The organism is Actinomyces gaoshouyii, from assembly GCF_002072175.1.
Lineage (GTDB): Bacteria > Actinomycetota > Actinomycetes > Actinomycetales > Actinomycetaceae > Actinomyces > Actinomyces gaoshouyii.
In genome coordinates, this window is sequence record NZ_MVIV01000002.1 from 150,069 (window position 1) to 162,504 (window position 12,436).

The window sequence follows — 12,436 nt, forward strand, 5'->3', positions numbered from 1 at the left end:
GTCCACGAACCCGGAAGAGGCACCCCATGACCACCGACGGCAGTACCGCTCCTCCCCCCTCGACAGCGATCAGCAGCAGCACCCGGGGGGCGACGGTGCGCCGAGCGGCGGCGGCGTCCTTCATCGGCAATTTCATCGAGTGGTTCGACTACGCCTCGTACGGGTACCTCGCCGTCGTCATCGGCAAGGTCTTCTTCCCCGAGAGCGACTCCTCCGTCCAGCTCATGTCTACCTTCGCCGTCTTCGCGATGTCCTTCCTCCTGCGGCCCGTCGGCGCCGTCGTCTGGGGGGCCTGGGGGGACAGGTTCGGACGGCGCTGGGCGCTGTCGTGGTCGATCCTCATCATGTCTGGCTCCACCTTCCTCATCGCCTTCCTGCCCGGGTACTCGATGATCGGCCTGGGCGCCGCCGTCCTCCTGCTGCTCCTGCGCCTCGTCCAGGGATTCTCCGCCTCGGGCGAGTACGCGGGCGCGGGCACCTTCCTGGCCGAGTACGCCCCCGCGGGCAGGCGCGGCCTGTACACCTGCCTCGTGCCCGCCTCCACGGCGACCGGGCTGCTCGCGGGCTCGACCCTGGTGGCTCTGCTCCACTGGCTCCTCGACGATGCCTCCATGGAGTCCTGGGGCTGGCGCATCCCGTTCCTGCTTGCCGGCCCCCTGGGCATCATCGGGCGCTACATCCGGGTGCACTTGGAGGACTCCCCCGCCTTCCAGGAGATGAACGCGCAGCTCGAGGCCGCTTCCGGACCGTCGCGGCGCACGCCCGTGCTCGATGTGCTGAGCAGGCACGGCCGGACGGTAGCCATCGCCTTCGGAGTCTCCTGCCTCAACGCCGTCGGCTTCTACCTGCTGCTGAGCTACATGCCCACCTACCTGCAGGAGGAGATCGGCATCGGGGAGGGCATCTCCAACCTGCTGACCTCGACCATGCTCTGCGGCTATATCTCCTCGGTCTTCCTCATGGGGCACTTCTCGGACACCGTGGGGCGACGCACGATGCTCATCGGCGCCTGCGTGGCCTTCATCGCCCTGTCGGTGCCGCTGTTCTGGATCATGGAGGGCGGGAACATCTGGGTCATCCTCGCCTGCGAGCTGCTCTTCGCGGTCATCCTGACCGCCAACGACGGAACCCTGGCCACCTTCCTCGCCGAGTCCTTCCCCACCGAGGTGCGCTACTCCGGCTTCGCCCTGTCCTTCAACACGGCGAACGCCCTCCTCGGCGGCACGGCACCCTTCCTCGCCACCTGGCTCATATCCGTCACCGGCTCCCCCCTGGCACCCGCGGTCTACCTCAGCGTCGTCGCGCTGGCCGCGCTGGGCGCGATGATCGTTGCACCGGAGCGCTCCGACGCCGACCTCACCGCCTTCATCCAGGAGGGCCCGAAGTCCCCGGCCTGCACGTCATCCCACTGAGCGGCCTCGCCCCGTGCCGACGGCGGGCGGCCGACGGGCACGAGATCTCGCAGGTCCCGGGGGTCTCCTCACACGCCGTCATCTCGATTCACATCCCAACGGCGCCGTTTTGGCCTTATCGTGTCAGCATGTGCAGCGCCGTGGACGTGACCAGTGACCGGCGGGAGAAGGCGTCGACCGCCAAGGGGGAGGCCCGCAAGCAGGCGATCATCGACGCCGCGGCCGCCATCATCCGCGAATCCGGCCCGAAGGAGGTCACTCATCGAGCCGTGGCCCAGCGCGCCGGGTGCTCGTTGTCGGCCACCACGTACTACTTCGACGGCCTCGATGACCTCCTCCACCAGGCCGGCACGCTCAACATCAGCCTGTGGGCCGCGCGCGCGGAGCGGGTGGCCGACGCCGTCGAGGCCCTGGAGCACCGGCCCGACCCCGATGAGCGGATCGAGTACCTGCTGCGCGCCACTCTGCCGAAGAGCGGCCCGTACCTCGGCCACTACCTCCAGCTGATCTCCGCCGGCGCCTCGGCGCCTGTCGGATCGGCCTACCGCGAGGGGCGCCAGCGGCTCAACGCCGCCATCAGCCGCATTGCGGAAAGCTTCTCGCTGCGCTACTCGGCCGAGATCATCATCGCGGTCGTCGACGGCGCCGCCGTCACCGCGCTGTCCGAGTGCCGCGACGTGCGCGAGACCGCGGCCGCCCTCGTTCGCGCCCTCGCCGAGACCGGTCGAAAATAGGAGCGAGACCGGTCCGCGGACCGGTCTCGCTCCTATTTTCGACCGGTCTCGGCGGAGGTGGACTTCTTCTTCGCCGTCGTCTTCTTCGTGGCGGTCTTGCGGGTGGTGCGCTTCTTGGCCGGGCCCTTGGCGCGCTTCTCGGCGAGGAGCTCGTAGGCGCGCTCCGGGGTCACGGTGGCCGGGTCGTCGCCACGGCGCAGCGTCACGTTCGTCTCGCCGTCCGTGAAATAGGGGCCGAAGCGGCCGTCCTTGATGACCACGGGCTTGCCGGTGGCCGGGTCCGTGCCCAGCTCGCGCAGGGGCCCGCGCGCGGCGGCCTGACCACGGCGGGTCTTGGGCTGGGCGAAGAGCGCGAGCGCCTCCTCCAGGGTCACCGTGAAGATCTGCTCCTCACTGGCCAGGGAGCGCGAGTCCGTCCCCCTCTTCAGGTAGGGCCCGAAGCGCCCGTTCTGCGCGGTGATGTCCACGCCCTCAGCGTCCTGGCCCACCACGCGCGGCAGGCTCAGCAGGTCGAGCGCCTGCTCCAGGGTGACGGTGGACAGGTCCATGGACTTCAGCAGGCTCGCCGTGCGCGGCTTGGGCCCGGCGGCCTTCTTCGCGCCCCGCTTCCTCTTCGCCCCCGACGCCGTCGCCTCCTGCGCGTCGGCCCCGCCCTCCGGGGCGGGCAGCACCTCCGTGACATAGGGCCCGTAACGACCATCCTTAGCGATAATCGTGTGCCCTGTAGAGGGGTCCGTGCCCAGCTCACGGCCATCATCGGCAGCCCGCTCGAACAGCTCACGCGCCTTGACGACCGTCAGCTCATCCGGGGCAAGGTCGGCGGGCACGTTAGCGCGCTTGCCCTCCTCATCCTCCAGGTAGGGGCCGTAGCGCCCCACCCGCAGGGTCATGCCCTCACCAATCGGCACGGAATTAACAGCCCGAGCATCGATCTCCCCAAGGCTGTCAAGCATGGCGCGCAAGCTGCGCTCGCCATCCTGGCCCCCTCCCCCAACACTCCCAGCATCCTCCACGGACCCCACAGCATCCGACAAACCCGCCCCATCAGCCCCGAAATAGAAACGGGCCAACCAAGCACCCCGATCCGCCTCCCCAGCAGCAATACGGTCGAGGTCGGCCTCCATGGAGGCGGTGAAGTCGTAGTCCACCAGCTCGGCGAAGTTCTCCTCCAGCAGGCGGGTGACGGCGAAGGCCAGCCAGGTGGGCACGAGGGCTTGGCCGCGGTGATCCACGTAGCCGCGGTCAGAGATGGTGGACATGGTGGCTGCGTAGGTGGAGGGGCGACCGATCTCGCGCTCCTCCAGGGCCTTGACCAAGGAGGCCTCGGTGTAGCGCGGCGGCGGCGTGGTCTCATGCCCGGCGGCCTCGGCGCCGAGGGCGGCGAGCGCCTGCCCGGCGATCATGGCGGGCAAGCGCGTCTCACGCGACTTCGCGCCCCCACCTCCGGCGCCACTGCCCGTGGTGCCCGCCCCAGCAGCGCCGCCGGCCTCACCGCTGCCGCCGGCCTCACCGGCACTGCCCGCCACGGCCTCGGAATAGCGCTCGGCATCGCGCCCCTCCTCGTAGGCGGCCAGGAATCCGCGGAAGGTGATGACGGTGCCCGAGGCGGTGAAGGAGGCTGTGGAGAAGGTCTGCCCGGAGTCTCGCGAGCCGCCATCGGCGGGCGCCAGGGGCACCTCCACGCGGACGGTCGCGGTGGAGCCGACGGCGTCGGCCATCTGGGAGGCGACGGTCCGCTTCCAGATGAGCTCGTAGAGGCGGAACTGCGCGCCACTGAGTTCTCCACTGACCTGCGCAGGGGTGCGGAAGTGGTCGCCGGCGGGCCGGATGGCCTCGTGGGCCTCCTGGGCGCCCTTGGTCTTCGTGGCGTAGACGCGCGGCTTGGCGGGCACGTACTCGGGCCCGTAGAGCTCGGCGACCTGCGCGCGGGCGGCGGCCACGGCCTGGCCGGAGAGCACCGTGGAGTCGGTGCGCATGTAGGTGATGAAGCCGTTCTCGTACAGGCCCTGCGCCACGCGCATGGTCTCACGCGGGTTCATGCGGAGCTTGCGGGAGGCCTCCTGCTGGAGGGTGGAGGTGGTGAAGGGAGCAGCAGGACGCCGCTTGTAGGGCTTCTCCTCAACCTCGGCCACGCGCGGGACGGCGCGCATAACGGCCTCGGCGATGGCCTTGGCCGCGCCCTCGTGGAGGTGGACGGTGCTCGCCTTGCGGGCCGACGCCGTCAACTCGCCGCTGTCGGTGAAGTCGCGCCCGGTCGCCACGCGGCGCCCGTCGAGAGCGGCCAGACGGGCAGTGAAGGAGCCCTCAGCGCGGGCGGCCGCATCGAGCCCGCTCAGGCCCGTGCTCAGGCGGGCCTCAACGCCCCAGTAGCCGGCGGGCACGAAGGCCATGCGCTCGCGCTCGCGCTCCACCACGAGGCGGGTGGCCACGGACTGCACGCGCCCGGCGGACAGGCCCGCGCGGACCTTGCGCCACAGAACGGGGCTGACCTCGTAGCCGACGAGCCGGTCGAGGATGCGGCGGGTCTCCTGGGCGTCCACGCGGTGGGAGTCGATGTCCCGCGTGGAGTCCAGGGCGCGGGTGACCGCCTCCCTGGTGATCTCGGTGAAGGTCATGCGCTTGACCGGCACCTTGGGCTTGAGGACCTCCAGGAGGTGCCAGGCGATGGCCTCGCCCTCACGGTCGTCGTCGGTGGCCAGATAGAGCTCGTCGGCCTCCTTGAGGGCCTTCTTGAGCTGGGTGACGGTCTTCTTCTTGTCGGGGTTGACGACGTAATACGGCTTGAACCCGTCCTCGACGTCGACGGCGAAGCGCCCGTAGGGGCCCTTCTTCTCCTCGGCGGGCAGCTCTGAGGGTTGGGCGAGGTCGCGGATATGGCCCACGGAGGCCTCGACATCGTAATCGGGGCCCAGGTATCCGGCGATCGAGCGGACCTTGTTGGGGGACTCGACGATGACGAGCTTGCGGGGCACGGGGAACCTTCCTGCGACGTTGGAAAACCGCCGTGCGCGCATCAGCGGACGGCACAACCTCGACGCCCCTTGCGGGCGCCCGAACCGACTCTAACCCATCGGCGCCCGACGATCCCCGCCCTGCCGGGGGGATCTTCCGGAGTCAGGACAGTTGGCCGAGCGCGGTGACGATGGAACCGATGAGCCGGTGAGCGGCGGCGGAGTCGAAGGGCAGGTCGATCGTGCGGCACTCGGCGGCCAGCGCCGCCATCGGCCGCACCTCGGGCGCACCCTGCTGGGCGAAGGAGCGGACCTCCCGCATATCCCGGTCGATGGTGCCGGCCGGGTCGACGGCGCGCGTCGCGGCTCTGTCATCCACCCACTGACGGGTGCGCCGGGTGATCCGGTCGATCTGCGGGGTGACGGCGCGCAGATCGGCGTCGAGGGCCTCCGCGGCCTGGCGGGCGCGGGCGCAGACGGCGTCCATAGCGCCGACGACAGAGTCCAGGGACTCGCACAGGTCGGAGATGGAACCGACCGGGTCCTCCTCACTGCCGTCGAGGATCGAGCGGGAGAAGCGCCCGACCATGAGGGTCATGAGCCGCATGAGGGCCACTGAGAAGCGCAGGTCGAGGACGCCGTCACGCGCCGCGCTCATCCGTTGCGGCAGCGCCCGCAGGGCGGGGGCGGCCCGGCCGGACAACTCGACGACGCGCTCGGCGATCTCGTCACTGCGCATGCGCTGCCAGGAGGTGCGGTCCTGGGCGCCCAGGACCCGACCGGTGAGCTCGACGCGCTCGGCGACCTGGAGCATCGATTCCCTCGTTGCCTCCAGGGAGCCCAGGAGCCTGAAGTACTCCTCGAGCTGGAAGACGAGGCGGTTGGTGGAGCGCTCGAGGTCCGCAGCGGCGCGCAGGATGTCCGCGACGGGCCCGCTCACGCCGGCGGCGTCCGGCACGCGCACACCCGCGGAGACCAGGGCGCTGACCTCCGCGGGCAGGAGAGCGCGGGTGGCGTCGATGAGCGCGGGATAGCCCAGGCCGGCCAGCTCGATGGCGAGCTCGACGGCACCCATCTCACCGATCTGGGAACGGGAGGCCCCCCGGCCGGCGAACTCGCGCTCACGGGCCCGCACGCGGCGGTAGGCCTCCTCGATGGCGCGCCGGGCGTCCTCGCGCAGAGGCTTGGTGCGCACGGAGAGGAAGCCGCCGCGGATCGGGACGACGGTTGCGAAGACGCGGTAGTCGACGCCGTCGGCGGCGCGGTTGAGGACGTAGGCGCTCACGGGCCGCCCGGCGCCCAGATCGTCCCACATGAGCTTGAACAGGCCGGCGGGCATATCCAGGTGGCGGACGATGCTGTGCGGCGCGCGCTGGAGGCGCTCCCGCGAATAGCGCGACAGGGAGTCGAAGGTCCGATTCGTACGACGGATGACGCCCTTGGGGCCGGTGGTCGAGAAGAAGATGTCCTCAGGGTCGAAAAATCTCTCGTAGCCGATCTGCGATTCCATCGTAGATGTCCTTTTCTGCTGCACCAGGGAAGAAGCCGACGAGCGCGGGGAGACGTCGGCATGACAGGAACCTACCAACGAAGGTCGCTTTTCGGACACGACTTCCTGCAAAACCCCTCAATACTGCTACCGAATCGTTATCCAGACGGTGCGGGAGCTGTCGTGAAGAGCAGCGCGGCGACGGCGCAGCGCTTAGCCGAGTGCCGCGAGAGCGGCCCGGATCCGCTCGACGGCGCCGCCCAGGGCCTCGTCGTCGATGCTCAGGTCGAGGCCCCGGTAGCGCCCGGCGAGGTTCGCCAGGTCGGTCATCTCCGGGTAGCCCTGCTCGGAGAGGGACCCGGCCTCCTCCATGAGAGCGGCCACGTCCCCCTCGGCGCCCTCACTGAGGACGGCGCCCTCGTCAGTGAGCGCGCGCAGCCAGCGGTCGTAGGGGCGGCGCGTCCGATCGAGGTCGGACACGACGGAGGCCATGGCCGATTCGAGCTCGCCGACCCGGGTCTCGACGACGTCCCGCACCGGGCCCAGAGAGCCCAGGTCCGCCTCGAGGCCCTGCACGAGCTCGCGCATGGCGCAGGGGGCGTCGGCCTCGGCCCCGTCGACGACGGAGGCGGCGTAGGCGCCCAGCACGAGGGTGTGCAGGCGGATGAGCGCCATACTGAAGGCCATCGACGCCATGGCGTCGGCGAAGGAGGCCACGGAGTCCTTCAGCCCGGTCACGGCGGTGGCGGCCCGCTCGGAGCGCTCGATGATCCGCTCGGCCAGCCCAGGCGCGGAGGACTCCGGATCCTTGCTGGTCAGGGTCCGCATGAGCACGGCGATGCGCTGGGCGCGGTCTCGGATGGACCCTGCGCCGTCGAGCCAGGAGCCCAGCGCGGAGACGACCTCGCGGAAGTCCCCGATGCGGTCCACGAGGCTGTCGCTGGAGACTTCGACGCGGCGGGCCGCACCCAGGATCTCGACCGCGGGGCCCTCGGCCCCCTCGCGCGCGGGAACCCTCACGCCCTCGGCCAGCAGGCGCTGGGCCTCCGAGGCGAGGGCGGCCCGTCCGAAGGCGGCGAGGGAGTCGTAGCCGAGGGAGGCCAGCTCCTCCGCCAGCAGCTCGGCGCCGCGCTCAGCGGCCTCGCGGCGGTTGGCGCCCGAGTCCATGCACTCGCGCTCAGCAGCGCGCACCCGGCCGTATGCCTCGCCGATCGTGGCGAAGACGGCATCGTCCAGGGGCTTGGTACGCACGGAGACGTAGCCGCCGGAGGTCGGGGTCACGGTGGCGAACACCCAGTAGTCGAGCCCGTCCTTGGCGCGGTTGAGCACATAGGCGCCCACGGGGCGGCCCGCGGTGAGATCGTCCCACATGAGCTTGAACAGGCCGCCCGGCATGTCGTCGTGGCGGATGATGCTGTGCGGGGCGCCGATCATCTCCTCGCGCGGGTAGCGCGCCAGTTGTAAGAATGTCTCGTTCGCGCTGCGAACGACGCCTTTGTCGTCCGTCGAGGAGAAGAACACGTCCTCGGCGTCGAAATGGCGGCGGTTCCCGATGATCGTTTCCACTGCAGTTGCTTCCTTCAGGGCATATGAGGGATCGGCCCCATCTTGCCCCATCCCCTCCGAGTGAGGACAGCCTGAGCCCTCCCGGAAATGGTCACAGTTTCACAGCGCCGACACAGGCTCGGAGTGTTGGATAGGGGCATGAGTACTCCCGCCGATCCCTTGATCCGAGCCGACGGCTCCCCGGTGCGCGTCCTCGTCGTCGACGATGAGCGAATGCTCGCCGATCTCCTGGCGTCCGCCCTCCGCTACGAGGGCTGGGAGGTGACGACCGCCTCCACGGGCGTATCCGCGGTGCGCACCGCCAAGGAGATCCAGCCGGACGTCGTGGTCCTGGACATCATGCTGCCCGACTTCGACGGGCTGGAGGTCATGCGCCGCATCCACGACCACACCCCGGGTGTCCCCGTGCTGTTCCTGACCGCTAAGGACGCGGTCGAGGACCGCGTGGCAGGCCTGACCGCCGGGGGTGACGACTACGTCACCAAACCCTTCTCCCTGGAGGAGGTGGTGGCCCGGCTGCGCGCCCTGCTGCGCCGCTCCGGGGCCTCGGCCGCCGAGCCGGCCAACGTCCTGACGGTCGGCGACCTGCGCATGGACGAGGACTCCCACGAGGTCTGGCGCGGCAGCACCGAGATCCGCCTGACCGCCACCGAGTTCGAGCTGCTGCGCTTCCTCATGCGCAATCCCCGCCGCGTGCTGTCCAAGTCCCAGATCCTGGACCGGGTGTGGAACTACGACTTCGGGGGCCAGGCGAATATCGTTGAGCTCTACATCTCCTACCTGCGCCGCAAGATCGACAAGGGTCGCGAGCCGATGATCCACACGATGCGCGGCGTGGGCTACGTCCTCAAGCCCGCCGAGGCCCAGGAGCACTCCGACGGCGCGGTGAGCTCAGCGGCCCCGGGCGGCGCGAGCGCCGGGGCCCGGGGGTGAGCGGGCCCCGCAGCCTGCGCGCGCGCCTGGTCGCGGGCGTCCTGGGCATCGTCCTCGTCATGGCCGCCGTCATCGGCACCATCTCCACGCTTTCCCTGCGCAACGGCCTGATCGAGCGCCTCGACAGCCAGGTGCGGGCGGCCGCGAGCCGCGTCGAGTTCCGGCGCCACGGGGACGTCCCCAAGCAGGCCTTGGAGGAGCGGTCCGATGAGGACGAGGCGGATAACGGGATGCGCCCCGCGCCCCCCGATGATGACGACGACCCCCCGGTGCCCAAGGGCCTGGACGCGGCGGGGCAGCGGGTGGGAACGCTGACCGTCGTCGTCGCCGGCGAGAAGGCGGATGGCAGCGCCCCGGCCGCGTCCCGTGCGATCACAGCCGGCTATATCCGCGAGGACGGGAGCTATCGCGCGCTGAGCGCCGCGGAGGTCTCCTCCCTGCTGGACCTGGAGGAGACCGGCGAGCCGGTGAGTGCGCGCATCGACTCGCTCGGCGACTACAGGGTGCTCGTGGGCCACGACAGCCGCACCGGGGACAAGGTGATCACGGGCCTGTCCATGGAGGAGGACAACGACCTGGTGCGCGACCAGATCCTCTTCCTCGGGCTCATCGCCCTGGCGGGTGCGGCGATCGCGGCGTTCAGCGGCCGCGCCCTCGTGCGCTCCTCGCTGGCGCCCCTGGAGCGGGTGGCGTCCACGGCCCAGCGCGTCGCCTCCTTGCCCCTGGCCCACGGCGAGGTGAGCATCAACGAGCGGGTCGACGACGCCGACCTGGCGACTTCGCAGGAGGTCAGCCAGGTCGGCGGGGCCCTCAACACGCTCCTGGGGCATGTCGAGGCCGCCCTGGCGGCCCGCCAGCGCTCGGAGACGCAGGTGCGCCAGTTCGTCGCCGACGCCTCCCACGAGCTGCGCACCCCCCTGGCCTCGATTCGCGGCTACACCGAGCTCATCCGACGCGGGAGCGGGGAGCGGCAGGACCCTGGCGGAACCGGCGCGCCTGAAGCCGCGGGCCGGACGGCGGGCCCGCTCGGGCTCTCGGAGGAGGCCTCCTACGCGCTGGACCGGGTCCACTCGGAGTCCCTGCGGATGACAGCACTCGTCGAGGACCTCCTCCTGCTGGCCAGGCTCGACTCCGGACGCCCCGTGGCCCGCGAGGAGGTGGATCTGGTGGGGATCCTCGTCGACGCCGTCGCCGACGCCCGGGCGGCCGGCCCTGATCACGAGTGGTCCCTCGACCTGGCGATCCTGACCCCCCCGGAGGGCATGAGCGAGGAGGAGGCCGAGGACTTCGAACCCGCTCCCGCGATCGTGGGGGGCGAGGAGGCGCGCCTGCGCCAGGTGATCGTCAACCTGCTGGCCAATGCCCGGGTGCACACGCCCGCGGGGACGCGCGTGACCACCACTCTGAAGCGGGAGGGCAAGCGCCTGGTGATCCGGGTGGCGGATAACGGCCCGGGGATCGAGGAGTCCGTGCGGGATCGCATCTTCGTTCGATTCGCCCGCGGGGACGCCTCCAGGGAGCGCTCGACGGGCTCAACGGGCCTGGGCATGTCGATCGCACTGGCGATCGTCGTCTCGCACGGAGGCGCCCTCACGGTGGAGTCGAGCACGGATGAGGCCGACCACGGGACGGTGTTCACCGTGGAGCTGCCGGCCGCCGACGTCGAGTAGGCCCGAACCAGGCGAGCGATCGCGTCAACCATGTCCGCTCACCCGCCGAGCCGTTTTCTCCGCCCTCATTCCTTGCACCTCCGACAACGTGCTCGGGGGTTGTGGACGCGCGGTGGGGCTGCCGACGCGCCTCCCGGGCACGTCGGCAACCCCTGCGCACGTCGGCGACCAGGCGGCGGCGTACCCGGCCAGACACCCCGACCAACAGACAACACCCGACGAGCCGGCGGGTGCGGCCTGGGCGCCCACGGAGGCGCCAGCGGCGCATCCCGCACTGAACGGCACGGTGCTATTCGCACCCATTGGTGCGTCCTGCCCGCACCAGTGGACGCGAAGGACACCCGTGGGTGTAGATGGCGCCGAAAGGTCAGGCGCTGTTGTCGGTGGGGCGCGTGTCGTCGGTTGGAGCGTCCGCTGAGGCCTCTGAGACATCGGCTGCGCTCTCGTCATCGGCCGATGCCTCTTCCTCGGGGCCGCCCTTCGCGGGCACGTCTGCGGCCTTCTCAGCGGCGCGGCGACGACGGCGCCACAGAGCGGTGGCGATGGACAGGACGAGGATCGTCAGGATGATGGCGACCGCCCAGATGATGATGACCTGCCAGGTCTGCATGGGGGCCGGTGTAGCGGCGGCGATCTCGGAGTCGGCGGTGGCGGGGTCCATGGGGACGCGCTCGCCGGTGACGAGGAGGCGGTGGGTGTTGACACCGTAGGGGGTGCAGGTGATGAGGGTGACGAGGTCGCGGCCCGGCACCTGGTTGAGCGACTCGGTCTCGCTGGGGAGGACGACTTGGATGTCGGTGACCTCGTACTTGAGGGTCTTTCCGAGCACGGAGATGTAGAAGGAGTCGCCCTTCTTGAGGTCTGTGAGGCGGTCGAAGAGGGTGGCGGTGCCCAGGCCGGTGTGGCCGGTGAGCACGGAGTGGGTGGAGGTGCCGCCGATGGGCAGGGAGGTCCCGAAGAGGTGCCCGATGCCCTTGGCGAGGGTGTCGGTCTGCGTACCGTGGTAGATCGGCAGGTCGGAGTGGATGGAGGGGATGACGATGCGGCCCATGACCTCATCGATGTTGAGCTGGTTGAGGTACTCCTGGTACTGGGGGGTGTCCGGGCGCTGGGACTCGAGCCAGGGGTCGAGGATCGGGGAGGACTCGAGATGGGCGTTGTACTCCTCGGCCGCGGCCTGCTGCTGGGCGACGACGTTCTCGCCGGCCTCCTCGACATGCGAGGTGTACATGTCCGCGAGGCGCTGCTGATCGGCGTTGTTGTGCTGGGTCGCGACGACGGGGTAGATGAGCACGCCGACGCCGATGAGGACGAGGACGACGGGCAGGATCGTCATGAGGCGCCGGCGGGAGCCCCAGCGCTTGCCGTGGCGGCGACGGGAGTGGGAGGCGACCTCGGCGGCGTTGGCGGTATCAGAGGTCCCAGCGGCGCCAGCAATCTCGGTGGCCTCGAGGCTCTTGGCGGGGCCGTTGTCCGGGGCACCGCCGGTCATCTGCTCTTTGAGGGGCAGTCCGGGCCAGCGCGACGGCCGCGATGCCTCGGAGTCGGCTGACCGCAGCGCGGTGGGGGCGTCGAGGCCGGTGCTCATCTGCTGCTCCTGGACGGGTGGGGGCGGGTCGAAAGCGCCCCGGTGCCGGGGAGGCGATCCCTCGCCTCCCCGGCACCGGGTCGCTCAGGCGGT

8 protein-coding genes are annotated in these 12,436 nt (G+C 70.5%); 4 read left to right on the forward strand and 4 right to left on the reverse strand.

Annotated features, from left to right (window positions below; all coding sequences use genetic code 11):
• Nucleotides 1-26: 26 nt before the first annotated feature.
• Nucleotides 27-1,412: an MFS transporter gene (locus tag B1H50_RS02425; RefSeq protein WP_080462197.1), complete on the forward strand. Its 1,386-nt coding sequence runs from the start codon at nt 27-29 to the stop codon at nt 1,410-1,412.
• A 128-nt stretch (nt 1,413-1,540) separates the two neighbouring features.
• Complete coding sequence (locus B1H50_RS02430; protein WP_080462198.1) at nt 1,541-2,146, forward strand: TetR/AcrR family transcriptional regulator; 606 nt, start codon at nt 1,541-1,543, stop codon at nt 2,144-2,146.
• A gap of 32 nt (nt 2,147-2,178) precedes the next feature.
• Here B1H50_RS02430 and topA read toward each other — a convergent pair whose 3' ends face one another.
• The 3 genes from topA to B1H50_RS02445 form a co-directional block, all read right to left on the reverse strand.
• Nucleotides 2,179-5,118, reverse strand: a complete 2,940-nt coding sequence (gene topA / locus B1H50_RS02435) for a type I DNA topoisomerase (RefSeq protein WP_095532455.1) — start codon at nt 5,116-5,118, stop codon at nt 2,179-2,181.
• Between the two features lie 142 nt (nt 5,119-5,260).
• Nucleotides 5,261-6,607, reverse strand: a complete 1,347-nt coding sequence (locus B1H50_RS02440; protein ID WP_080462200.1) for a diguanylate cyclase — start codon at nt 6,605-6,607, stop codon at nt 5,261-5,263.
• A 192-nt stretch (nt 6,608-6,799) separates the two neighbouring features.
• Nucleotides 6,800-8,152 (reverse strand): PAS domain-containing protein, encoded by a 1,353-nt coding sequence (locus tag B1H50_RS02445; protein ID WP_080462201.1) that lies wholly within the window; start codon nt 8,150-8,152, stop codon nt 6,800-6,802.
• A 138-nt stretch (nt 8,153-8,290) separates the two neighbouring features.
• On the opposite strand from B1H50_RS02445, the gene B1H50_RS02450 reads away from it, so the two are divergent.
• Both B1H50_RS02450 and B1H50_RS02455 read left to right on the forward strand, forming a co-directional pair.
• The gene (locus B1H50_RS02450; RefSeq protein WP_080462202.1) at nt 8,291-9,085 is read left to right on the forward strand and encodes a response regulator transcription factor; all 795 of its coding nucleotides are present in this window, start codon (nt 8,291-8,293) and stop codon (nt 9,083-9,085) included.
• Nucleotides 9,082-10,755, forward strand: coding sequence for a sensor histidine kinase (locus B1H50_RS02455; RefSeq protein WP_373284803.1), 1,674 nt, complete (start codon nt 9,082-9,084; stop codon nt 10,753-10,755). Before B1H50_RS02450 ends, B1H50_RS02455 begins: the two co-directional genes overlap by 4 nt.
• A gap of 367 nt (nt 10,756-11,122) precedes the next feature.
• Here B1H50_RS02455 and B1H50_RS02460 read toward each other — a convergent pair whose 3' ends face one another.
• Nucleotides 11,123-12,343, reverse strand: a complete 1,221-nt coding sequence (locus B1H50_RS02460; protein ID WP_229657836.1) for a class C sortase — start codon at nt 12,341-12,343, stop codon at nt 11,123-11,125.
• Between the last annotated feature and the right edge of the window lie 93 nt (nt 12,344-12,436).